The sequence below is a fragment of the Mitsuokella sp. AF33-22 genome, assembly GCF_003475755.1.
In the GTDB taxonomy this organism is placed as follows: Bacteria; Bacillota; Negativicutes; order Selenomonadales; family Selenomonadaceae; genus Mitsuokella.
On the sequence record NZ_QRQA01000003.1, the window covers coordinates 183,737 to 207,266 of the forward strand.

Consider the following 23,530-nt stretch of genomic DNA (forward strand, 5'->3'; position numbering starts at 1 on the left):
ACTCACTTCCTTTGCGATGTTTTCTGGCTCTCGATATACTGCTTGACAATCTCAAGCGGCGCACCGCCAACCGTCGAGCAGAAATACGAATTTGTCCAAAGTGTTGGCAGTTTTGTTGTCAGCCAATGAAATTCTTGCCGAAGTATCCTTGATGTTTTGCCCTTGATTGTCTTTACCGCTTTGTGGATACCAAATTGTGGATCAACCTCAAGCAGCAGGTGCACATGGTCTGGCATGATTTCCATTTCGATGACGTCAAAGTTATTTTCGTCAGCAATGGAATGTATGAGCTCCTTCAATCTCACGTCCACGCCATTCACGAGCACTTTTCGACGATATTTGGGGCAGAATACGATGTGATACTTACAGGAATACACAATATTGTGGTTTGAATGATATACTCTGTTCATACTTGTATTATACTACATATATCCAGCTAATACAACACTCAAAGTAACTGTCCGCCTTCAATTACTTACGTAAATTCGGCGGACGCGCCTTATATCCCCAGCCCTGAAGGGACGGGGTTTTACGGCACATTTGATAAAAATGGCCCCGGCCGGGAACAGGAAAATCTGTCCCAGCGGGGGCCATTTGCTTTCGGAAGAATGATTGACAAGCAGCCTGCTCAGGCTTCCTTGCGGTCGAACGGCACGTGGTTGAGCAGGAGGTCGGGGTTGTTGTCCATGATCCAGCCGAGCGCCCATTCATTGCTGACGAGCAGCACAGGGTTGCCCTTGCGGTCGTAGACGAACATGCCGCGATCGGCACCCTTGAGCGAAGCCGGCGTGACCTCGCGTCCATCTTCGTAGGCGAGCCAGCGCGCGACTTCGTACGGCTGCATGTTCATCGTGATGTCGACGTTGTACTCGTTCTTGAGGCGGTACTCGAGGACTTCGAACTGCAGCGTGCCGACTGTGCCGACGATGTACGATTCCATGCCGGCGCCGGCCTGCTGGAAGAGCTGGATGGCACCTTCCTGCGTGAGCTGCTCGATGCCCTTGACGAACTGCTTGCGCTTCATCGTATCCTTGGCCTGCACGCGCGCGAATTTCTCGGGCGGGAAGACCGGGAAGTCGGCGTATTTGAACTTGTGGCTCTCGTCGCAAATCGTGTCGCCGATGCCAAAGATGCCCGGATCAAAGAGGCCGACGATATCGCCGGGGTAAGCCGTGTCGATGATCTGGCGGTCCTGTGCGAGGAACTGCTGCGGCTGGGCGAGCTTGATGAGTTTGCCCGAGCGCTCGTGCCAGACGCTCATGTTGCGCTCGAATTTGCCCGAGCAGATGCGGATGAAGGCCAGACGGTCGCGGTGCGCCGGGTTCATGTTGGCCTGAATCTTGAAGACGAAGCCCGAGAATTTCTCATCGTCCGGCGCGATGAGACCGTCGCTCGACATGCGCGGCTGCGGCGTCGGCGCCATGCGGATGTAGCCTTCGAGGAAGTCCTGCACGCCAAAGTTCGTCATGGCCGAGCCGAAGAACATCGGCGTGAGCTCGCCAGCGTTGACCTTCTCCATGTCGAATTCCTCACCGGCCTCGTCAAGGAGCTCAATGTCGTCCTTGAGGGCCTGCCACGTATCCTCGCCCACGCGCTCGATGACGGCCGGGTCGTCCGGCTCGTAGACATCAGCGATACGCGCTTCCTGGCCGTGCGTCGTGTCGGCGGCAAAGAGCAGCACCTTGTCGTTGCGGCGGTCGTAGACGCCCATGTACTGGCCGTCCTGGCCGATTGGCCAGTTCATCGGGTAGGAGCGGATACCGAGCACGTTCTCGATCTCATCCATGATGTCGATTGGCAGCTTGCCGTAATGGTCGAGCTTGTTGATGAACGTGAAAATGGGGATGCCGCGCTGCTTGCAGACCTTGAAGAGCTTCTTCGTCTGTGCCTCGACACCCTTGGCGACGTCGATGACCATGACGGCGCTGTCGACAGCCATGAGCGTGCGGTACGTATCCTCCGAGAAGTCCTGATGGCCCGGCGTGTCGAGGATGTTGATGCGGCAGCCGTCATAGTCGAACTGCAGCACCGACGAGGTGACGGAGATACCGCGCTGCTTCTCGATCTCCATCCAGTCGGACACGGCATGGCGCTGTGTCTTGCGCGACTTGATGGAACCGGCAAGGTGGATGGCACCGCCGTAGAGCAGGAGCTTTTCCGTCAGCGTCGTCTTACCGGCATCCGGGTGCGAGATGATCGCAAACGTGCGGCGCTTCTTGATTTCCTTATCGAGTTCTTCGGTTAATGCGGACAAGATTCTTTTCCTCCCAGTATATGTGAATGATACAGGTCAAGTTACACTGCTTACCATTCTATCATAGAGCCTTCTCCTACTGCAATCCCCAATTTCCCCGTATCTGCCGCTATGGTATAATGAAGACAGTACATCATCTGCCCACAGGAGGATTCCCATGACCGAAATCAAACCTTCCGTCTGTCCCTACGACTGTCCCGACTGCTGCGGGCTGCTCATCACCGTCGAAGACGGCAGGGCCGTCCGCGTCGCGGGCGACCCCGAGCACGCCTTCACGCGCGGCACGCTCTGCCCAAAGATGGCCCATTACGAGCGCACGGTCCACTCCGCCAAGCGCATCATGACGCCGCTGAAGCGCACGGGCAGGAAAGGCGAGGGATGCTTTGCTCCCATCAGCTGGGATGAGGCCATTGAAGAGATTGCCGGGCATTGGCAGTCCATCATCAAAGAATACGGCGCCGAGGCCATTCTGCCCTATTCCTACGCCGGCACGATGGGCACGATTGGCTACAGCGCCGGCCATGCCCTCTTCTACGCACTCGGCGCCACGAGCCTTGACCGCACCATCTGCGCACCGGCCAAGAGCCGCGGCTACCGTGATGTCATGGGTGCAACGCTGCCGACTGCCCCGCAGGAAGCCCAGCACAGCGATATGATCATCCTCTGGAGCATCAGCATGCTCGCGACCGACATACACTTCCATCACGACATCGAGATTGCCCGCAGGAATGGCGCCAAGGTTTACTGCATCGACACCTACCGCACGAAGACCGCCGACTACGCTGACGCCTTCCTCTGCCCGCGCCCCGGCACCGACGGTGCCCTCGCGCTTGCCGTCCTCCACGTGCTCGTGCGCGACGGCCTCGCCGACCGCGCCTTCCTCAAGGAGTACGTGCAGGGAGCGGACGAACTCGAGCAAAAGATCCTGCCGCGCTACACCCCCGAAGCCGCCGCAGCCATCACCGGCGTCCCCGCCGCGGATATCCGCGCCTTCGCCCATGCCTACGGCAATGCCCGCGCCCCCTTCATCCGCCTCGGCAGCGGCCAGTCCCGCTACGTCAACGGCGCCATGACCTCGCGCCTCATCACCTGCCTGCCCGCCTTCGTCGGCGCCTACGCCAAGAAAGGCGGCGGCCTCTTGACCTCCGCCTCCGGCAGTCACGCCTTCGACAAGAACATCATCCGCCGCCCCGACCTCGAGCAGAGAGGCGTTCGCCACATCAACATGTGCGAGCTCGGCCGTGCGCTCAACGACACCAATCTGACGCCTCTCGTCAAGGCGCTCTACATCTATTCCTCCAATCCCGCCTGCACCGCCCCCGACCAGAACCAGGTCCTGCGCGGCCTCCAGCGCGAAGACCTCTTCACCGTCGTCCACGAGCGCTTCCTCACAGACACCACCCGCTACGCCGACATCGTCCTGCCCGCCACCACCTCCCTCGAGAGCGAAGACCTCTACTACTCCTACGGCCACTACACCATCCAGCGCGCCAGAGCCGTCATCCCGCCCGTCGGCGAGAGCAAGAGCAACTGGCAGACCGCCCGCCTGCTCGCCAAGGCCATGCACCTCACAGACCCCATCTTCGCTAAGACCGAAGAAGACCTCGTCGAAGCCCTTATCGACTCCACAAAGAAATTCTGGCCCCTGCCCCTCACCGGAGAAGCACTCCAGAGGCTAAGAGACAGCCGCCCCGTCGACCTGCCGCTGCCCGAAGGATACAAGCTCCACTTCGCCACCCCTTCCGGCAAGATCGAGATCAAAAATCCCCTCTGCCAGCCGCCTCTGCCCGACTACCTGCCGCCCCACCGGGACAGCGAGCCCTTCCACCTCATCAACGCCCCCGACATGCGCATCCTCGACAGCTCCTTCAACGAGCGCGACGAGCTCACCCGCGGCAACATCATGACCCTGCTCATTCATCCCGAAGACGCCGCCGCGCGCGGCCTCCGGGACGGCGACCCCGTCCGCGCCCGCAATCAGCGCGGCCACGCCCACTTCACCCTGAAACTCTCCGACCGCGTCAACCGCGGCACCCTCGTCACCGAAGGCGTCTGGTGGCAGGCCTACACCCAAGACGGCAACACCAATCGCCTGACCGCCATGCGCCTCACCGACAAAGACGGCGGCAGCACCTTCTACGACATCAGCGTCGACATCGAAAAAGCCTGATGCCACACGGGGCAAACAAAAAACCGGCACGAGACATGCGCACTCGTACCGGTTTTTTCTATCCAGTTTTATCTCTGAGTCTATGGCCGTTCTCCGCCAGCTTAAAAGGCCTTCCCATTCAGTGCCTTTTCCACCAGCGTGTCCCCGACATACCGGAGTTTCAAGGAAAACACCGCCTCCTGCTCCTCCATCAGCCGAAAGAAGATCTTGTCGCCTTCCCAGACGGGTAAATCATAGACGGCATCTTTGTCCACCCATTCGAGCGTCCCCTCGCGGCAGGCGTCGCGGCCGATGAAGTCGCCGTGGAAGCGATCAGCCGTGTAGAGGAACATGTACTCCGTCTGCCACTTGTCCGACATGAATGTGATGATGCCGCGCAGAGCAAAGCGGTCAAGCGTGAGGCCTGTCTCCTCGCGCACCTCGCGCAGGAGGCATTCTTCAGGCGTTTCGTCGGGCTCGAAATGGCCGCCGACACCGACCCATTTATCGTGGTTGATGTCATGTTCTTTTTTAACGCGGTGCATCATGAGGTACCTGCCGTCCTGCTCGAGGTAGCAGAGCGTCGTCAGATTTGTCTTCTTGTGACCTTTCTCCTGCGCCGCCGTCATAGCTTGAGCTCCAGTCCGACCGGGCAGTGATCGCTGCCGAAAATCTCGTTGTGGATTGTGGCATCGACGATGCGGTCGCGCAGCCTCGACGAGGCGACGAAGTAGTCGATGCGCCAGCCGGCATTCGTGTCGCGCGCCTTGCGCAGATACGACCACCAGGTGTAGATGCCCGTGCGCTCCGGGTAAAGCGTGCGGAACGTATCGAGGAATCCCGCAGCGAGGAGCTCCGTGAATTTGCCGCGCTCTTCATCGGTGAAGCCGGCATTGTGATGATTCGTCTTCGGGTTCTTGAGGTCGATTTCCGTATGGGCGACATTGAGGTCGCCGCAGACGACGACGGGCTTTTTCGCGTCGAGTCCCGTGAGGTAGGCGCGGAAGGCGTCCTCCCACTCCATGCGGTAGGCGAGGCGCTCGAGGCCACGCTTGGAATTCGGCGTGTAGACCGTCACGAAATAGCAGTCGGGGAATTCGAGCGTGATGATGCGGCCTTCATGGTCGTGTTCCTCGATGCCGAGGCCATACGTCACCGCCAGCGGCTCGAGCCGCGAGAATACAGCCGTGCCCGAGTAGCCCTTGCGTTCGGCGCTGTTCCAGTACTGGCGGTAGCCCGGCAGGTCGAGGATGGCCTGATCCGGCTGCATCTTCGTCTCCTGCAGTGCAAAGACATCGGCGTCGAGTTTCACGAAGGATTCCATGAAGCCTTTTTTGAGGCAGGCCCGCAGGCCGTTGACGTTCCAGGAAATGAGTTTCATGTCACAGACCTCCCGTCAAGGCAGCGTCTTGAAGGCGTCGAGCGGCCAGAAGACGAGCACGGCCTTGCCCTTGATAAGCTTGTAGGGAACGAAGCCGACGTCGGCGAAGCGGCTGTCCTCTGAGTTGTTGCGGTTGTCGCCCATGACGAAGACCGTTCCCTCCGGTACGGTCGCCTTCGGATATTCGCTGCGAGTCTTCTCGAGGATGTAGTCTTCCTCAAGCATCTGATCGTTGACGTAGACGCGGCCGCCCTTGATCTCGATGGTATCGCCCGGCGTCGCGATGACGCGCTTGATGAAGTCGCGGCTCGTGTCACGCGGATACTGGAAGACCAGGATCTCGCCCTTCTTCGGCGCGCGGAAGTCGTAGATGAACTTATTGACGACCAGGCGCTCCTGTGACTGCAGTGTCGGGCGCATGGACGGGCCGTCGACGATGTAGAGCTCGACGACGAACTGGCGGATGATGAAGGCCAGGACCACGGCAATGACGATGGATATGATCCAATCCTTTGCCTCTTCTCCCAAAGAACTCATGTAGTTTCCTCCTCTGATAAAACAAATAGGGACTGCCAAAGCAGTCCCTATCCGTACGCAGATTAGCGTTTCTCTTTGATACGAGCAGCTTTACCCGTAAGGTTGCGCAGATAATAGAGTTTTGCACGACGGACGATACCCTTGCGTACAACGTCGATCTTCTCGATGCGCGGGGAATGTACCGGGAACATACGCTCAACGCCGATGCCGTAGGAAATGCGGCGAACCGTGAACGTCTCACGGACGCCCGTACCCTGACGAGCAATGACGACACCCTCGAACATCTGGATACGCTCGCGGGAACCCTCGACAATCTTCGCATGAACGCGAACCGTATCGCCAGGTGCGAACTCCGGGATATCCGAACGGAGCTGTTCTTTCTCTAACGTCTCGATGATATTCATTCTTTTTCCTCCTTATGTCAGACGTTCATGGCAAGCAGCAGGCTCACTCAGAGGACCGCCCATATACTCAAATAGCATATCATAAAAGGAGCTGCCTTTCAACTGGAAATTTTATTTTTTTGCAGCCGGTACGTGGCGGATGCCGGCAAACGAAGATCAGGCGTGGATGCGTGCGGCCATCGCGGCCTTGACGACATCGGCCGGCACGTCGTTGCGGCAGCTCACGCGGCCGATCTCATCGACGAGAACCCAGTTGACCTTGCCGTTGATGGTCTTCTTGTCGTGGAAAATGTCCTTGTACATGCCTTCGACTGTGCAGCCCTCGGCCTGTACCGGCAGGTGAAGCTTCTCGATGAGTGCCTGGATACGCGCCACACAGGACGAGGGAATCATGCCGAGGCGCGCGCTGATGTCGGCGGCGCCGACCATGCCGATGGCCACGGCCTCGCCGTGATTGTAGCGGATGTAGTTCGTTTCCTTCTCGATGGCATGCGCCATGGTGTGACCGAAATTCAGGATGCGGCGCAGGCCCGTCTCCTTCTCATCCTCAGAGACGACGGCGGCCTTGATCTCGCAGGAACGCGCGATCATGTGGACCGCGGCCTCGGGCTCAAGTGCCAGCACGTCCTCGCTGTTCTGCTCGAGGAAGGAGAAAAAGTCCGCATCATAGATGACGCCGTATTTGATGATTTCACCGAGGCCCGTATAAATCTCGCGCTTTGGCAGCGATTTCATCAGCGAAAGGTCCATGATGACGGCGCGCGGCTGATAGAATGCACCGATGAGGTTCTTGCCGAGCGTGTGGTTGACGGCGACCTTGCCGCCGACGCTCGAATCAACCTGGGCGAGCAGGCTCGTCGGCAGCTGCACGAACGGCACGCCGCGCATGTACGTCGCCGCGATGAAGCCCGCGAGGTCGCCGACCACGCCGCCGCCGAGCGCAAAGATCGGCGATTTGCGGTCGAGGCCCTGCTCGATGGCTTTCGTGTAGAGCGTCTCGGCCACGGCGAGGCTCTTGGAGCTCTCTCCTGCGGAGATGGTCGCGAGGCAGACGGAAAGCCCGGCTTCCTCGAGGCATTTCTTGACGGCTTCGCCGTAAAGCGGCCCGACGTTACTGTCCGTCACGAGCATCGCCTGACGCGAGAACCCTTCCTGCTGCACGAACGGCACCAGGACTTCCTTCAAGATATCGTATCCTATGTATATCGTATAACTGGCCTTGCCAAGCTCGACTTCCACCTTACGCATGGCTGCCGCCCCCTATCTTCTCATGTTTGATTTGCCGGATGATCTCGTCGACAACTTCGCGCGGCGTGCGCGTGCTCGTGTCGACGTAAAAGTCCGCGACTTCGTATAGCCTGCGCCGCTCCGCGAGCAGCGAAGCGATGGCCTGGCGGCGGTCCCCCTGGTCCTCGCTGTCGAGCACCGGGCGCGTGCCGTGGCTGGCCGTGCGTGCGAGGATCGTATCGATGTCTGCCTTGAGGCAGACGATGATGCCGCCCTCGTGCAGGGCCGCCATGTTCGCAGGATCCTTGACCGTGCCACCGCCTGTCGAAATGACCGTGTTGCGACGGCCGGCCGTCTTCTCGACCATCGCGTGCTCGCAGGCGCGGAAATACGCTTCGCCTTTCTGCTGGAACATCGCGGGAATCGTCATGCCGTATTCCTCTTCAATGGCCCGGTCGAGGTCGATGAACGCGGCACCCAGCCGCTTGGCGAGCAGCTTGCCCGTGCTCGTCTTGCCCGTCCCCATGAAGCCGATCAGCACAATGTTTTTCATCGCGTCACCAGTCCTTCCGGATGCGTTCCTCATAAGCGGCCAGTGCAGCCTTGAGATCCACCATGGCATCGGAACCGAATTTCTCGCAGATGGCCTGCGCCATGACGAAGGCCGTCATGGCCTCGCCGACAACAGAGGCTGCCGGCACGGCGCACGTGTCGCTGCGCTCCTTGCAGGCCAGCACTTCCTGGCGGCTCTCGATGTCGACCGAGTGCAGCGGCTTCATGAGCGTCGGGATGGGCTTCATGACGGCGCGCACGACGACTTCCTCGCCATTCGTCATGCCGCCTTCGAGGCCGCCGGCGCGGTTTGTCTTGCGGCAGGGATTGCCCTCTGCATCGAGGAACACCTCATCGTGAATCTGGCTGCCCGGCAACAGGCCGCAGGTAAAGCCCGCGCCGATTTCGACGCCCTTGATGGCCTGGATGGACATCAGCGCACCTGCGAGTCTGCCGTCGAGGCGGCGGTCCCACTGGATGTGGCTGCCGAGGCCTGCAGGCAGGCCGCGCACCGTTACCTCGAAGATGCCGCCGAGCGTGTCGCCCGTCTTCCTGGCTTCATCGATTTTCGCCTTCATCTTGGCTTCAGCTTCGGGATCGTAGCAGTTAAGCTCCGAATCATGTGCCTTGCCGAGCTGGCTGCGGTCAATTTTCTTGGAGTCAACGGAAACACCGCCGAGCGTCACAACCTGGGAGACAACCTCGACACCGAGCGCGCGCAGGAATTCCTTGCAGACGGCGCCGACGGCGACGCGCATCGTCGTCTCGCGCGCACTCGATCGCTCGAGGATGTCGCGCACATCGTGGCGGTTGTACTTCTTGATACCCGTCAGATCGGCATGGCCAGGACGCGCTGCCGTGACCTTCGGGCCTTCCGGCTCGCCGAAGGCCGCCATGCGTCCGCCCCAGTTGGCAAAATCGCGGTTGACGACCTGCAGCGTGATGGGACCGCCGAGCGTCTCACCGAAGCGCACGCCCGAAAGCACCCGGATCTTGTCTGTCTCGATCTTCATGCGGCCGCCGCGGCCATAGCCCTGCTGACGGCGGGCCAGATCGCGGTTGATGGCTTCTTCATCAAGCTTCAGCCCGGCTGGCAGGCCCTCCAGGATGGCGGTCAGGCACGGGCCGTGCGACTCACCGGCTGTCATAAAACGTAATGTTGTCATATTTTCCACCTCACGTTAATTCCAAAAACGTTATTTCTAGTTTAAAGTATCTTTCCTGATAAATCAAGCACTCATAAAAGATACAATTGTCATATAAAGAAAGACTTTTATCAAAAGAAAAAGACATCCCCGACAGTTTCCTGCTGTCAGGGATGCCGAATCTGCCTGCCCGTCAGGCAGGCATGGCATAGGCGCGCAGCTCCAGTTTGCAGACGAGACGCCCGCCATCACCGGATTCCAGCTGGATGCCCGCGACCTTCAGGAAGCGCGCCGCATGGCGCAGATCCCGCAGAAGGTCGAGCAGCGAGAAGTAGTCAGCTTCGCAGGCAATCTGCAGGGGCAGCACGAGCAGCCCGCCTTCCTGATATGCCTCAGCCGGCAGGACGCGCTGCAGCGATACGTGATGCAGCAGAGCGAGCTGCTGGATTTCGTGCAGCAATTGCCCCTGCTGCATCTCCCGTGGCAGCTGCGCCTCGGCGCTGGCCACGTGCTGTGCGAGCTCCTGCTCATACGCCTTGCGGTCCGGATGTGCATTCTTGAAGTTCACGACGGCCACAACCTCGCGGCGGACCTCTGCCGTCTCGGCCTCTGCCGCCTGCATATACGCCCGCAACGGACAGTGCACCAGGAAATAAAAAAGGATGACCGCGAGCAGGCTGAATGCTGTCGTGGCGGCAAAGAGCCGCATCTCAGTCGACGTGTGCCACTGCTCCCGCACATGCTGCCAGACACGCTGCAGCATCTGCTCCTCCTGCTCCGGCTTCATATCGAATCGCCCATCCCGTTTTTCCTCCTCCATGACTCCATGTCTCAGATTCCCCGCGAAGACCTCATGGCGCGTTCAGCACCAGATGAAAGCGGATTGCCCCCTTGCCGCCCTCCTCCTGCCGCTCAGCTTTCTCCAAGAGCGGCGTGCCAAACGGCAGGGACTCCTGTCGGAATGCTTCCATATATTCAGAAAGTGCCGCATAGGTCAGGGCCGTGCCGGAAAGTTCCAGCGAATGGTCCCTGCCGGGCTTCACATCCTGCAGCCAGATACCTTCGACGGTGAGCGGCGGACTGCCAAGATACAGCAGCAGGCTGTACCAGGGCACGGCATCTTTGCTGAGCTGCCGCAGCGCCGTATCGCGCGCCGCCGTCCCCTGCCGCGCCGCTTCGAGCACCTGCATGGCTTTGCGGTCAGGCGCCAGCGCCAGAAGCTGCTTCTGCGCATTCTGCAGGCTTTCGCGTGCCTGCCAGGCACGGGTACCGAGGAAACCGCCCCAGACGAGAAGCAGCATGAGGGTCAGGGCTGCAGCAGCCGCGGCCAAACGCCGCCAGGCCAACTGCGGTCCCTGCCCGCCCGCCTGCGAGGATAACCCGAGCACGAAGGGCGTGGGACGGCCAAGGCCCCACAGCGCCGCCCCCACGGCCCCACTCGTCCCCGGGATATCCTGTTCCCGCATCCCTGCACGTCCCTCGAGCAGCGTCTCCTGCAGGATGAGGTCATCGGCGGACACGTCGGTCAGTCCCTCGGGAATCCCCATGACCCAGCCGCATATGCGAAGGCCTTCCATTCTGCCCTGCTGCTCAAGATGCGCCACATCAGCGCGCGGCACGCCCAGGGCAAAAGCTCTGCCCTCCTCCGGCAGATGCCAGCTCAGGCAGAAATCTTCGGCCGCCAGTCCTTCCTCCATGAGCCGTCCGTCGACTTCCCAGTAGGCTGCTTCCCGGCACTCGGCCTGCGTCATCTGCCGCGGCAGGTCGAGCAGAAAGCAGCGCAGCCTGTCGGCGGATAAACAGCAGACGATTTTCTCCTGCTGCCAGCCCTGGCGTGCAAGCCCCATGAGGACGCCAGCCACCATATCCTGCACTGCCGCATCGCCGCTTTCAGGCTCCCATGACGAAGCCAAAATGCCGGCAGCGTCCTGTCCTGACGGCTGCCGTTTTTCCTGCGCCAGTTGCAGCAGACGCACCGTTTCGCCCTGACGCTCGGCCAGCGCGTAATAGATGGTGTCCTGCTGGCAGCAGATGCCGACACAGCGCCGGTCTTTCTCGTGCAGCAGGCGGCTGAGCCGCCCCGGCATGCCGCAAAACTGATGATGCCACCGGTCAAGGTATCCGGCCAAACCAGACATAGCCCCCCTCCTTTTCCACCAGAATGCCCCGGACCGCCCGATGACGCTGCCACCTCGCATCGTGCTGCTCATGCGCGACAGCCGTGAGCTCGATGTATCCTGAGGCCTGTCTGCCTGCCACACGCAGCGCCAGCGGCCCAAAGGCCGTGAGTCGCTCCTCCTCATAGAGATGGGAGAGATCGTTCTGCTGCAGGGCCGCAGGATCGCGGCAGGCTTCCTGCGCCACGCGCTCAAGAGCTCCTGCCGCGGCAAGGTCGAGCTGTACTTCCCGCTGGTATTCGGCCGCCATCCGCCGGCTGTTCCCGGCAACGAGCAGGCAGGAAAGTCCCAGGACGGTCAGCACGAGCATCATAGCGAGCGCCAGAAAGGAGGCCAGGCCCTGCTCACGCTTGCGGACAACGCTCCTGTGTTCACTCATCCGGCAGACTCCTTTCCTTTGCCTCAGGCAGCAGCACGCGCGTCGACAGAGCGTAGCGATGTCCCGTCACGCGGCTGCGTCCGGCAAGACGCAATTCGTAGAGGCCCCGGCCGACCGGTTCACAGGTGAACGCTTCGATCTCGACCGCAGCCAGGCTGTAATTGCCGGTGAGCGGCTGGCTCACGTCACGCCAGACGAGTTTCCGGATGCCGCTGACCTTATGGATCCAGTAAGCTGTCTGGATGGGCTTCGGATTGCCAGAGGTCTTTGGCGGCTGATGCTGGTAGAATACGACACCCGTTTTCGTGGCATACGGCCGGATCTTATAAGCCAGTTCGGCATCCTGCACGACGCGGCGAAAGGCCATCTGGACCTCCTGATGAAGCTCGGCATCAGCCCAGAACCGGAAGGCACTGTGAACGCCTGTGCAGAGCAGCAGACTGAGTGCCATCATCATCACGGCCAGCAAGGGCACGGACAGCAGGCAGTCAAGGAGCAGGAAGCCCTGCGCAGATGAGCCATTACCCCGTTGTTTCATGCTCATACCACTCCCGTTCCAGCTGCAGCGAAGCAGTGCCGCCTCCAGTATGCCCCGGCCAGCTCACCACGACATCCGCCCGCCAGCCGTCGGGTCCTTCAGCCACGCGGACCTCGGCCTCAACGGCAAATTCCACTCCTTCGCGTACCGGAGCCTCCTCGCCGAGCCAGCCGTATGCCCCCGGCGCGAGGCGTCCCTCCCGCGAGAGCGCCGCAAGTTCCGCGAGCTCCTGCTTGGCCAGGTATATGGCGGCCACGCGCAGCATATTCTCCCGCTCAAGAGCAGCACTCTGGTGATAGACGGCCAGCGCGGATACCGAAGCCATCAGGATGCCCGCAAGCACGAGCAGCTCGAGCAGGAAGAACCCCGCGTCCCCCTTCCGATGCCGGCTCTTCATCCGCTTCACCCCGCTTTTCATCTGACTGCCACGCTCAACCGACACGGTCCAGCCGGCAGCGGCCACTGAGGCTCATCACGATTTGCCGGTCCCGCGCACAACCCTCCATGCGCAGCCGCAGCGAAAACGGCAGGTCGACAGTTCCCTCTTTGCCAAAGTACACCGGGCGGCTCATCGTCATGGTGCTTATCATCGTCATGCCCCTGGGGAATGAATGGCTCTTGATGACCTGCCGCCGCCCGCGCATGATGAAATATCCCGTGCGGCTGAAGCGCAGCGAGGGAACGTATTCCTCGCGCTGCGGCATCATGCCGTCAGGCCACGAAGCCGTGCTGTGCGACAGGGCCTGCACGTAGCGAATCGTGTGCAGGAGCTGGACAGCCTCGTACTCCAGCACGGCTTCCCGGTACATGCGCACGGCCTGCGGCACGGCCATCAGCGCGAAGGCGGCGATGACTGCAGCCGCAATCACGCCCTCAATCAGCAAGAAGCCCGGCGAGCGGTGCTTCAGAAACAGCTTTGATAAGCCTGCCACAGCTCCACCCCCTTCACATAGCCGACATAACCACCGAGGGACAGGAACGGCCCGAACGGCATGCACTGCCGACGGCTGGCACGTCCCGTGGCAATCAGGAAGCAGGCGGCAAAGGCACCGGCTACGAAAGCCGTCAGCAGGGCTGCCAACAGGGCACGCCAGCCCAGCCACAGGCCGAGTACCATGACGTATTTGACATCGCCAAGGCCCAGACCGCCATGCGAGAGCCAGCGGATGGAAAGCAGCAGGAAGCCGCCGAGCAGGCAGCCGAGCACAGCATCGTCAAACGGCACGGTCGCACCGAGGGCGAGAAACAGCAAAGCCAGAAGTGCCAGCATGAGATTGCCGCGGTCCGGCAGGAAGCCCGTGCGGCTGTCCAGCCAGCCCATCACTGTCAGGCCGAGCGCAAAAGCCAGCCCGCCCGCAAGCCGCCCGCCCGCAAGCCCGGAGGCCAGCAGTCCAGCCCAGGCAAGGACCGCTACGCCGCACAGCCCCTTCCAGCTGCATTCCGTCGTCAGCATCCAGTCCTCAGCAAAATCCTTCATGATTGATTCCCGCTGCCGGTGCTCTTCCGCTCGCCGAATGCGGACAAAGTCTTGCCGTCACAAAGAGCGCGCATTTCCTCTCCGTCTCCTGTTTTCCCGATTGAATAGGCGGCGTTATCCGAGAGTGTCGTCAACTCGCCATTGACCAGGCATTGTCCTGTCGGCGGCTTGAGGTTTTTGGCATCGACAATGTAATCATCCAAGGCGGTCAAATCGCCGGACGTCGGGAAGACACCTTTCTCCAGCGCATAGACGCCCATGGCCGTCTCAATCGTCGAGAGATCTGCCTGGATTTTTGCCGTATTGGCCTTGGCCACGGCCGAATGGAACTTCGGTACCGCAATGGCCGCCAGCACGGCGACAATCCCCACGGCAATCAGCATGCCGAGCAACGAGAAACCTGCTTCCTGCCTCTTGTTTTGTGACATCAAAAAAACCTCCTCCACATCAGAACACAAATCCTCACACTTCAGGGGCCTTGTGATGTGTATTCTACATCCAATGGACATTCTCCTGCTTAATTATAAGAAATTTTTAATTTTTATCGCGATTCTTATAAAATATCGGGAAGTGAATAAAAATAATAAGGCGGGTAAATAAAAAGCACCCGCTTTTCGGGTGCAAATCACGATGAGTATTTTATAGTATGTTCATTCGCTGCGCACACAAGGAGGATGTTCGGTGAGATACGCGTTGATGCGGCGCAGCAGGCCATCCTGACCGTGTGCCAGCAGCACGGCAAAGCCATCATGTGTAAAAGGCTGCGTCAAAAGCGGTGCGCAGAGGCGCGGATCCCTTGCGGCATGGTAGGCAGCTTCGACCGTTTCCGTCATCATGATATCGGCCTCTCCCGCGGCAATGCGGACGGGGATCTCGCCGTTCTGCTCATGGCAGATCCATGCAGCGTGTGTCAGGAATCGCCGCACGAACGCTTCATTCGTGCCGCCCGGATTGAACATCACGCGCACCGACGGCCGGTCCAGGTCATCGAGACTCCGATAATGGCCGGCATCTTCGCTGCGGCAGAGAATGGTCTTGCCCGTCTGACGGTACACCTCGGACACAAGGAACGTTTGCCGCCGTTCGCGTGTCGACGAAATGCCGCCGATCGCCGCCTCGAATGCTCCGGCTGTCAGCTCCTCATGCAGGTGCGGCCAGCTCGTCGCCACGAATGCCACCCGGAAGCCCAGATCTCTTCCAAGCCGCTTCATCCACTCGATGTCAAGTCCTTCGTACTGCCCATCGGGCCGCAACCACGTGAACGGGCGGTAATCCCCCGTCGTCCCGACGCGCAGGACCGGCCGCTGTTCACTGCTCAAAACCGTTATTCCCATGTTTATCCCCTTTTCCCACTGAGCCCGCAGGCAAGCAAAGCAAAAGCCGCTTAATCTGTTTCGACTAAGCGGCTATTTGCCTTGTGTTTGATTTTCCATGTACTCTCACCGCATGGAACCATTAGTGGCCCATCGGACTCGCCTCCTTGCTGACTCACCCGTATGTGCAAGTGCTCGCAAGAGGTAAGAAGTCATTCCGTTTTCTCTATGGCTTTCTTCCCTTTGTTTGATTATATTGTAGCAAAATTATGTAATGTTGTCAAGAGTTTTGGTGGAAAATCCGTTATTTTCTGTAATGTCTGTTCGCAGACAATAGGCATTGCGAAGGCTTATGGCTTCTCCTGCTTTGGCAGGCCGTAATCCTCCGGATAGCGCTGGATATCCTCGACCATGTGCGTGATGAAGTCCCGGCATTTGCCGCAGCCCGTACTGCAGGTCGTGCGCGCGGACACTTCTTCGAACGTCTTCGCACCGGCTGCGACGGCATCGACAATCTCGCCGTACGTGACACGGCGGCAGTGGCAGGCAATCTTTTCTCGTTTCATTTTTCCTCGCTCCTTTTCTCCTGAACGTTATCCTGTTAGAAATTATGCGTGAATCCCAAGGAGAATCCGACGCCGTTATAGCCCGGATTATGGCTGCTGAAGCCGTTGGATGAATGATGGAAGAGATACGCGAGGCTGATGGCGTCGCGGTCTGTGTAATGATATGTCAGACGCGGCCCGATGCGCCAGAGGAAGCCGAACGCGCGGCCGTTGCCCGGATGGGCGTGATTGTAGGCAAGGATGCTGCCCGTACCGTCAATGGAGGCATCGAGCTTGCCGGAGACGTGGCGGGTCCAGCGCAGCATATACGACGGACCAAAGCCGACGGCCCCGGCATCGCGATAGATATCGTCTTCCGTCGTCGAACCGAGTGCGCGCTCCAGCGTCAGGCCGTAATGCAGGGACAAGGCACCGAGCTTCTTGTACTGATGGTAGATGTGGATATTGTAAAGATTGACATCGCGTTTCTCGAAGAAGCGGGCATCGAGGTACTCAAGCTGAACTTCGATGTTGTGATGTGACGGACGTGCCGCTGACTCGAACTTTGCCGTCTTTTCCGCAGCTGTATCTTTGGCCGGCTCGATACCGGTCTTTGCCTCCTGCGAAGATTCTTTCCCGGCCTTGTCCTGCCGGGAAGTCATGTGCTCCGGCATCTCCGTGAGTGCCTTCTCCTCTTTGGCCGCGGCCGGAGCAGCCGCTGCGGGTGCCTCAGCTGCAGGAACGGCCTGCACAGGAGCTGCCGCCTGTGCAGAGGCTGCGGGCAGCGGCAAAGCCAACAGACAAGCCGCCAACGAATAAACGGGACCAGATTGTAATTTCATGATTAATGCGCCATCCTTTGCCTTGATTTCAAGTTCCGGGTTCTTGTCTTAATGTTAATATTCGAGCCTGCAGCGTTTTCTCCTGCTTTCCACCTCCTCTGTTCCTCAGATTTGCTGCGCGGCCTGCTGACGGTAATGGCGGATCTTATGCGCAAAGAGCCAGCCGCCAAGCGGCAGACAAATGAGCGCGATGATCAGAAGCGCCCCCATATCGTGCCAGATGTGCGGTGAATAGCCGGCCAGGAAGAGTTCGCGGACGGTATTCGAGAAAAAGGAGAGCGGAAATGCATCCGCGACATACTGCATGGCTGTTGGCATGGCCTCATGCGGCCAGGTGTATCCCGAAAAAATGAAGGCGACAACCGGATACATGATGATGCCGCGCACGAATTCCATCTCCTTGTGGAAGCAGGCGGAGAAGAGCACGACGAAGCTCATGGCCGCCAGGATGAACGTGCTCGCGAGCAGCAGGAGCTCCCGCAGCGGTGCGTGGAGCGGAATGCCCATGAGGTTCTGCACGAGGAAGACGACAAGCAGATACGACAGCATGGAGAGAAACCAGAAGTATACGACCTTGGCGAGCAGCAGCAGCCAGGGCGAGCCGTATACTGCGCCATCCTGTGTCCCCGCCGTCAGTGCTTCGTATTCATTCGTGATGGATGCGCCGACCGCAAAGAAAATCCCCTGCTGAAAGGCGACCATTGCAAGGCCCAGCAGGAAGAAGAACATGTAGCCCTGCGTCATGTTGTGCAGGACACGCAGGTGCGGCGTCACCGGATTGATGACATGCCGGCTCATCTCGACCTCAGCCCCCGTGCGCAGTGCCACGCGCTCCGTGGCCAGACGGTTCGAGAAATCCGCAAGGATATCCGACACGGCCGAACTCGTGATGTTCGTCAGGATGATGTTCGCACCGTTGGCCATGTAGAGGACATCGGAAGAACTGCCCGTCTTGATCTTTTTCGAAAAATCCCGCGGAATCTCGATGGCGGCATACGCGCGCTTCTCCCCCTTTCCTCCCAGGAATCTCACGCGCAGTGCGAAAATCGCAGCTGCCAGCATCTGACACCCCAGTCCTCCGAAGAACATGATGCGCACGTTGCGCCATAGATCCGGCGAGCTGCCGCTCAGCAGGATATCGCGCAGGGTGTCGCCTGCATACGTCATGGGCATGAGCATGCCGATGGTGGAAGCCACGTCGCTCATGTCAAACGCCGGCCACGAAAGGCCGCTATAGAGCAGCCCCGGCATGATGTAGACCATCGGGGACTGCAGGGCGAGCACGCGCGTCGGGCAGAAGACCGAAAAGACGTGCAGGATGCTGCTCACAAAAAACAGGAAAGCCCCGGCCATGAGTATGGCATCGGCCCAGCTGCCGCGCATCGGCACGGCAAAACCGTAAACGACGACATTCAGGGAAAGAATAAAGCTCACAAGCCCCAGGCACCAGTAAGGCAGTGTCTTGCCAAGCGAGATGAACAGCGGGTTCGTACCGCGCCACCGGCGCCTGAAGAACTCCGTCACCATCGCAGGAGCTATCGTCAGCATGATGCCGATCTGAAGACCGTTCATCATGAGGCCGGAAAGCATGAAGGAGCTGTAGCCATTTGCCGGATTGCCGAGGATGCGGACCCCCATGTGCACGGGATAAGCCGCATTGATGGCATCATCGGGCAGCAGGCTCAGGCTCTCGAGCAGACTCTTGCTGACCGCAACCGAATAGGAGCGGCTGATTTCCTGCGAGGCACTCAGCGCCGCATTGCCGAACATGTTATTCGTCGAATCCACCATGATGAGGATATCGCTGCCGAGTCCCGACTTGATGTCCTTGTCGAAATCCTTCGGGATGCCCAGGGCCATCTTGGCCTGGCCGATCTCGATGGCTTCCCGCATCTCCTCTTCACTGGCCGCCTGCGCGACATAGGTGAAGCGGTCAGCGTCGGCATAGGCCTGAATCAGCGAACGGCTGAGCTTGGACTGATCCTCATCGTAAACGACGAAGGGAATGTTGTTGACGACATTCCCCCGGTAAACGCAGCCAAAAAGCAGCGAAAACGCCAGCGGCATCGCAAAGATAATGATGGCGACCGGCGGTCGCCCATGTATCAGGTAATGCCATTCATCGCAGACAATCGCCCAGAATTTCTGCCAGACGGCCATGTGCTGCCCGGAATCATGTTTGCCATTCATTCGCCATCACCAGCCAGACGGAAACGCATGCCCGGCCACAGGGCATCGGAATTGACCTGAATCTTGACGTTGAAGCTGACGATATCACTGGCATCACCGCGTTCGCTCGTAGCACGCTGCGTCGCAAATTCCGCCTTCTTGCTGATATCCGTCACCGTGCCCGTCACCTTTGTCTTGTTGTCGCGGCCGATCAGAGTCACCTGCTGACCCAGGTGGAAATCCGAGAGCTGCGTCTCGGGAATCTTGATGTCCACCCAGTTATCAGACGTATCCTGCACGGCCACGAGCGGCGTGCCGTTCGAGATCATCGAGCCTTCCTCGACGTACTTCTCCGTGATGACGCCGTCAAACGGAGCCTTGATTTCCGTCTCATCGAGCGAAACTTCCACATCCTGCAGAGAAGCCTCAGCCTGTGCGAGCTTGGCAGCCAATGCCTTCTCGTTCTCCTTGCTGACATCCGTCTGCAGGAGGCCGGCATTCGACTGGCTCACCGCACCCTGTGCCTGCTCATAAGCGGCCTGCGCGGTCTTGTACTTCGTATCGTACTGGTCGAACGTCTGCTGTGATACAGCTCCCTGTGCCAGAAGATCGGCATAGCGGTCATGGTCGGCCTTCGCAAGCGCCAAGTCTGCCCGTGCACGGTCAGCCGCGGACTGTGCCTGCGAGAGGGCAGACTGCGTGGACCCCTGCTGCATGTTCGTCGTCACGGCAGCCTGTGACTGCTGAGCCCGCACAGCCTCGATGCTCGCCTCAAGCTCGGCCTTCTGTGCCTCGAGGCTGCGCTTATCGATGCGCGCGATGACCTGTCCGGCCTCCACCGTGTCGCCTTCCTTGACGAGCAGCTCGACCACACGGCCGGCCACCTTGGAATTCACATCGATTTCCTTGGCATCAGCCCTGCCCCAGGTCGTTTCTGAAACAGTTTTCCCGAGGCCGCAGCCGACGCAGGAAAGAAGCATCAGCAGGCTGAGCAATGCGGCCATCGCCTTGCGGCAAGCCGCATACCTCATTCCCACCCTCTGATGCACCAGCTTTCTCATCCAAAACATATTCATATTCATCACTCCTGTCTATAGCCTTTCATCTGCCTCTGTTCAATTAATTGAACACGTTCAAATAAAAGGCAAAAAGAAGAGCGGAATTCTTCCGCATTCCCTGTTTTCCAGCTCAGATTGCCAAGGGTTCTTCGACGAGTTCCTCTGCGATATTGCTCCAAAGATTCTTTTGCTGCTTCATGCGCGCAATGGTCGCTTCCACTTCTGCTTCAGGAACCTCGAAGAGCCGCAGAGCCATATCGATAACCTCAGCCCGTGCCGCATCGTCATCGATGGGCGTATCAAAATAGAATGCCGTGATGCAGGCTCCCATTGCTCCCTTGATCAGCACGGCCTTGCGGCGATACTCCTCCGCTGTGAAACGCGTGCCGAACAATTGCTGTGCATACCTGGCGAATAATTCGGCCATCTTCTCGAAGATGACGCGCGAATGATAGCATTCATAATACAATTCACAGATCCTGGCATCATCGCGCATCTTCGTGAGCTCTACCTCGCAGATCACGGCATATTTAAAAGCTGGCGTCTCATCGCCGCAGCAGGCATCGATTTTCTCAATGCAGTGATGGATGATGGATGCCAGCATCTCAGCAAAGATCGCTTCCTTGTTCTGGTAAAAATGGTAGATGCTGCCCGTGAGGACGCCGGAATGCTGAACGATGTTCCGGATAGTCGTCTTCTTGTACCCCTGTGTGACGAGCAAGTCCTTCGCGGTTGCCAATATCTTCTGGCGGATCTGTTTACTGTGTTCTCTCATGAATATCCCCCTCTATCGAAGTCCAATTCCCCTAGTTTATATTGAACATGTTCAATATTATTATAAACAGAAGAATCTCATTTGTCAAGAGGCAGTCACCAGGCCTCGCATCTGGATTCCCATGGCGATATATGGTAAGATAGGCATAGTTTAATTCGTTTCCGTTTTTCTAGATAGGGATGTGCTAACTGTATGAAAACCACGATTATCGGCATTGCCGGCGGCACGGGCTCCGGAAAGTCCACGTTCACCAATCGCCTCAAGGACTACTTTGGCGACAAAGTTACGGTGATTTATCACGATAACTACTATGCACCGCACGACGACCTGACCTTCAAGGAGCGTCAGACCATCAACTACGACCACCCCGACGCCCTTGAGACAGATCTGCTCGTCAAGCATCTCAAGGAACTGCGTGAAGGACACAGCATCGAATGTCCCGTCTATGATTTCACGCTGCACAACCGCTCTCAGGAAACCATCGTTATCAAGCCGAGCCACGTCATCATCGTCGAGGGCATCCTGATCTTCCAGTCGCAGGAACTGCGCGACATCTTCGACATCAAGATTTTTGTCGAGGCCGACGCCGATGAACGCATCCTGCGCCGCGTACTGCGTGACATGAACGAACGCGGCCGCAAGCTCGACGACATCATCGAGCAGTATCTGACCACGGTCAAGCCCATGCATTACCTCTACGTCGAGCCGACCAAGAATGTCGCCGACATCGTCATCAACAGCGGCCTCAACAACGTGGCCTTCGACATCATGAAGACCAAGATTGAGGACATTCTCAAGAAGGGTGCTGCTGCAGACGAAGCTGAAAAGGCCTGGTAACGCATCGCTGCAGCCTTTACCAGTACAGCGAAAAAACAGCCTCATCAAGATGATACATCGCGATGAGGCTGTTTTTATACAGATGACTGTTTCAATTCACATAAAGGGAGGTCACGAAGCCCTCTTCCGTCAAATAGCGCGGATCAAAGGGACGGCACTTGAGGCATTCACGGATGGCCGTCATGTGATGCTGGATATCCTGCTTCCGGGCACCGAGCACATGATAGAAGCGTGGTATCTGCGTGAAATCGAGACCGTTGATCGAGCCGTAGGCAAACAGGCAGGCCGTCATGATGGCAGGCATGGTCTCCGGATCCGGATCCTTTGCCGTGCCTGCGACTGACAGATAATCTTCGAAGAGCTTCCAGATCAGGCCGATGGCAAAGCGGCTGAAGCCAATGCGCCGGGCGATTTCCGCCAGCACGGCCTCTTCCTCCCGAAAGGTATCATGCAGGACAGGCTGCTTCGGCAAGGGCTTTGGCATCTGGGCATTTGGCAGGACATTGAGCTGGGCAAAGGACGACATGATGTGCAGTGTATGACGGACCATGGCGGATTCACGCTGCAGGAATTCCTGTACCGTGGCCTTGCGATGCTGGCAGCGGAACATGACCAGCTGGCGCAGAAGGATTTCCTTCATGCGGCGGCGCAGCCTGGGACTTGCCGGCAGGGCGACGATGTGATTTGTCATCATGAGGCCGCAGAGATGGACATGCCCGTAGAAAATCTGCTGGCTGACGTCCATCAGCGGCAAATCAGGATGCGGCAGTGTGACCATCTCATCTGTCAGCAGATTGCGGCAGCGGCAGCTGTCGCCGCAATCCTCCTCGATGGTAAAAATCATGAATTCCGACTGCATCATGTCACGCAGCATATCGATCTCTGAGAGGGAGAGCTTTTCCTTGTTGAGGTGGAAAAAATGCTGCAGCGGTATTTCATCGGAATCGAGCAGATGGTAGTCAAACAGGAAGTAATCCCAGAACGTCATCCAGGTTTCTTCCGCCGTCTCCTCGGGCAAATGATGCAGGATGTCTCCCGTCTCACCGTCCGGGCCGCAGAAGAGATGCGTGGCGCGTTCCAGATCATTGACGTACCTGTCCTGATGATAAAAGGCATCGATGCGTGCGAGCAGGCCATCCATCAGAGCATCAAGCTTGTCGAGCACGTCCGGTCCAAGCATCTCCTCATAATTGAGCGAACTGTAGAATTCCTTTTTTGTCCGCTTCTTCGGCATGATGAATTCTCCTTCGTCAAAGAAGGAAGCCAGCGCTTCTTTCAAAGTTTGCCGCTGCAAAGCCGCTTCTTCCGGTGAAGGCGAAAGGTAGCGCCGATAATACGCAAAGAACTTCTTGATGATGGCAAAGATTTCACGCACCGAAGCCTCATCAGCCGTAAAGCCCACCTTTTCACCAATTGCTCCGCGCACCGTTTCCTGATAATCATAAATTGTCAGACCGTAAAGGGAGTCTAAATTCATCGTCCTGACGCAGCTCACCATGTTCTGGATGACAGCCCAGACACGGGAAAGCTCTTCATCCGAGAGACCATGCCAGGCCAGACGCCGGATGTAGCGTTCGGCATCGTCGCGCGACAGGATCCAGTCCGCGCCTTTATGAGTAATTGTGTAAAAGAAATCGATTCTTCTATAAACATTTATTTTGACATTCATCATGCGTATCGTTCCTCTATCCCTAAAACAACTTTTTCATTATAACATAAAGGAGCGTATGAAAAAAGACCCCGCTGACGCGGAGCCTTCGCTTAACCGGCA

The 23,530-nt window shown here is 58.5% G+C and carries 26 protein-coding genes; 2 read left to right on the plus strand and 24 right to left on the minus strand.

Annotated features, from left to right (window positions below; genetic code table 11):
• Positions 1 to 2: 2 nt before the first annotated feature.
• Together tnpA and DWZ54_RS03090 are read right to left on the minus strand one after the other, a co-directional pair.
• Positions 3 to 410, minus strand: a complete 408-nt coding sequence (tnpA, locus tag DWZ54_RS03085; RefSeq protein ID WP_118474447.1) for an IS200/IS605 family transposase — start codon at positions 408 to 410, stop codon at positions 3 to 5.
• Between the two features lie 218 nt (positions 411 to 628).
• A complete protein-coding gene (locus tag DWZ54_RS03090; RefSeq protein WP_118474448.1) occupies positions 629 to 2,254 on the minus strand; it encodes a peptide chain release factor 3 in 1,626 nt (541 codons plus the stop codon).
• 157 nt (positions 2,255 to 2,411) lie between these two features.
• Between DWZ54_RS03090 and DWZ54_RS03095 the strand changes: the two genes are divergently transcribed.
• Positions 2,412 to 4,424, plus strand: coding sequence for a molybdopterin-dependent oxidoreductase (locus tag DWZ54_RS03095; RefSeq protein WP_118474449.1), 2,013 nt, complete (start codon positions 2,412 to 2,414; stop codon positions 4,422 to 4,424).
• A gap of 101 nt (positions 4,425 to 4,525) precedes the next feature.
• Here DWZ54_RS03095 and DWZ54_RS03100 read toward each other — a convergent pair whose 3' ends face one another.
• From DWZ54_RS03100 to DWZ54_RS03200, 21 genes are all read right to left on the minus strand, one after another.
• Positions 4,526 to 5,032, minus strand: coding sequence for an 8-oxo-dGTP diphosphatase (locus tag DWZ54_RS03100; RefSeq protein WP_118474450.1), 507 nt, complete (start codon positions 5,030 to 5,032; stop codon positions 4,526 to 4,528).
• On the minus strand, positions 5,029 to 5,784 hold the full coding sequence (locus DWZ54_RS03105) for an exodeoxyribonuclease III (RefSeq protein ID WP_118474451.1): 756 nt from the start codon (positions 5,782 to 5,784) through the stop codon (positions 5,029 to 5,031). Before DWZ54_RS03105 ends, DWZ54_RS03100 begins: the two co-directional genes overlap by 4 nt.
• A 15-nt stretch (positions 5,785 to 5,799) precedes the next feature.
• Positions 5,800 to 6,321, minus strand: a complete 522-nt coding sequence (gene lepB, locus DWZ54_RS03110; RefSeq protein ID WP_118016256.1) for a signal peptidase I — start codon at positions 6,319 to 6,321, stop codon at positions 5,800 to 5,802.
• Positions 6,322 to 6,383: 62 nt separating this feature from the next.
• On the minus strand, positions 6,384 to 6,725 hold the full coding sequence (rplS, locus tag DWZ54_RS03115) for a 50S ribosomal protein L19 (protein WP_118016255.1): 342 nt from the start codon (positions 6,723 to 6,725) through the stop codon (positions 6,384 to 6,386).
• Between the two features lie 156 nt (positions 6,726 to 6,881).
• Positions 6,882 to 7,973: a 3-dehydroquinate synthase gene (gene aroB, locus DWZ54_RS03120; protein WP_118474452.1), complete on the minus strand. Its 1,092-nt coding sequence runs from the start codon at positions 7,971 to 7,973 to the stop codon at positions 6,882 to 6,884.
• Positions 7,966 to 8,505 (minus strand): shikimate kinase, encoded by a 540-nt coding sequence (locus DWZ54_RS03125; RefSeq protein WP_118474453.1) that lies wholly within the window; start codon positions 8,503 to 8,505, stop codon positions 7,966 to 7,968. Before DWZ54_RS03125 ends, aroB begins: the two co-directional genes overlap by 8 nt.
• Positions 8,506 to 8,509: 4 nt before the next feature.
• Entirely contained in the window at positions 8,510 to 9,670 is a 1,161-nt protein-coding gene (gene aroC / locus DWZ54_RS03130) for a chorismate synthase (RefSeq protein ID WP_118474454.1), read from the minus strand.
• A 172-nt stretch (positions 9,671 to 9,842) separates the two neighbouring features.
• On the minus strand, positions 9,843 to 10,469 hold the full coding sequence (pilO, locus tag DWZ54_RS03135) for a type 4a pilus biogenesis protein PilO (protein ID WP_118474455.1): 627 nt from the start codon (positions 10,467 to 10,469) through the stop codon (positions 9,843 to 9,845).
• 31 nt (positions 10,470 to 10,500) lie between these two features.
• Positions 10,501 to 11,787 carry a PilN domain-containing protein gene (locus DWZ54_RS03140; RefSeq protein ID WP_147369885.1) on the minus strand — a complete coding sequence of 429 codons (1,287 nt, stop codon included), beginning with the start codon at positions 11,785 to 11,787 and terminating at the stop codon, positions 10,501 to 10,503.
• On the minus strand, positions 11,762 to 12,205 hold the full coding sequence (locus DWZ54_RS03145) for a hypothetical protein (protein ID WP_118474457.1): 444 nt from the start codon (positions 12,203 to 12,205) through the stop codon (positions 11,762 to 11,764). Before DWZ54_RS03145 ends, DWZ54_RS03140 begins: the two co-directional genes overlap by 26 nt.
• Positions 12,198 to 12,743 (minus strand): hypothetical protein, encoded by a 546-nt coding sequence (locus DWZ54_RS03150; RefSeq protein WP_147369886.1) that lies wholly within the window; start codon positions 12,741 to 12,743, stop codon positions 12,198 to 12,200. The genes DWZ54_RS03145 and DWZ54_RS03150 overlap by 8 nt, the downstream gene beginning before the upstream one ends.
• Positions 12,727 to 13,140 (minus strand): hypothetical protein, encoded by a 414-nt coding sequence (locus DWZ54_RS03155; protein WP_118474459.1) that lies wholly within the window; start codon positions 13,138 to 13,140, stop codon positions 12,727 to 12,729. Before DWZ54_RS03155 ends, DWZ54_RS03150 begins: the two co-directional genes overlap by 17 nt.
• Positions 13,141 to 13,174: 34 nt before the next feature.
• The gene (locus DWZ54_RS03160) at positions 13,175 to 13,675 is read right to left on the minus strand and encodes a hypothetical protein (RefSeq protein ID WP_118474460.1); all 501 of its coding nucleotides are present in this window, start codon (positions 13,673 to 13,675) and stop codon (positions 13,175 to 13,177) included.
• Positions 13,648 to 14,220, minus strand: coding sequence for an A24 family peptidase (locus tag DWZ54_RS03165; protein ID WP_118474461.1), 573 nt, complete (start codon positions 14,218 to 14,220; stop codon positions 13,648 to 13,650). The genes DWZ54_RS03160 and DWZ54_RS03165 overlap by 28 nt, the downstream gene beginning before the upstream one ends.
• Positions 14,217 to 14,648: a competence type IV pilus major pilin ComGC gene (locus tag DWZ54_RS03170; protein ID WP_158573599.1), complete on the minus strand. Its 432-nt coding sequence runs from the start codon at positions 14,646 to 14,648 to the stop codon at positions 14,217 to 14,219. Before DWZ54_RS03170 ends, DWZ54_RS03165 begins: the two co-directional genes overlap by 4 nt.
• A gap of 222 nt (positions 14,649 to 14,870) precedes the next feature.
• A complete protein-coding gene (locus DWZ54_RS03175; protein WP_158573600.1) occupies positions 14,871 to 15,539 on the minus strand; it encodes a transporter substrate-binding domain-containing protein in 669 nt (222 codons plus the stop codon).
• 344 nt (positions 15,540 to 15,883) lie between these two features.
• Positions 15,884 to 16,099 (minus strand): (2Fe-2S)-binding protein, encoded by a 216-nt coding sequence (locus tag DWZ54_RS03180; RefSeq protein ID WP_118474464.1) that lies wholly within the window; start codon positions 16,097 to 16,099, stop codon positions 15,884 to 15,886.
• A gap of 35 nt (positions 16,100 to 16,134) precedes the next feature.
• On the minus strand, positions 16,135 to 16,920 hold the full coding sequence (locus DWZ54_RS03185; protein ID WP_118474465.1) for an acyloxyacyl hydrolase: 786 nt from the start codon (positions 16,918 to 16,920) through the stop codon (positions 16,135 to 16,137).
• A gap of 105 nt (positions 16,921 to 17,025) precedes the next feature.
• Positions 17,026 to 19,110 carry an ABC transporter permease gene (locus DWZ54_RS03190; RefSeq protein WP_118474466.1) on the minus strand — a complete coding sequence of 695 codons (2,085 nt, stop codon included), beginning with the start codon at positions 19,108 to 19,110 and terminating at the stop codon, positions 17,026 to 17,028.
• Positions 19,107 to 20,120, minus strand: coding sequence for an HlyD family secretion protein (locus DWZ54_RS03195; RefSeq protein ID WP_118474467.1), 1,014 nt, complete (start codon positions 20,118 to 20,120; stop codon positions 19,107 to 19,109). Before DWZ54_RS03195 ends, DWZ54_RS03190 begins: the two co-directional genes overlap by 4 nt.
• Before the next feature lie 157 nt (positions 20,121 to 20,277).
• The gene (locus DWZ54_RS03200; RefSeq protein ID WP_118474468.1) at positions 20,278 to 20,922 is read right to left on the minus strand and encodes a TetR/AcrR family transcriptional regulator; all 645 of its coding nucleotides are present in this window, start codon (positions 20,920 to 20,922) and stop codon (positions 20,278 to 20,280) included.
• Positions 20,923 to 21,114: 192 nt separating this feature from the next.
• On the opposite strand from DWZ54_RS03200, the gene udk reads away from it, so the two are divergent.
• Positions 21,115 to 21,759, plus strand: coding sequence for a uridine kinase (gene udk / locus DWZ54_RS03205; protein ID WP_118474469.1), 645 nt, complete (start codon positions 21,115 to 21,117; stop codon positions 21,757 to 21,759).
• Between the two features lie 91 nt (positions 21,760 to 21,850).
• Here the strand turns inward: udk and DWZ54_RS03210 are convergent, their stop codons facing one another.
• Positions 21,851 to 23,431: a hypothetical protein gene (locus DWZ54_RS03210; protein ID WP_118474470.1), complete on the minus strand. Its 1,581-nt coding sequence runs from the start codon at positions 23,429 to 23,431 to the stop codon at positions 21,851 to 21,853.
• Between the last annotated feature and the right edge of the window lie 99 nt (positions 23,432 to 23,530).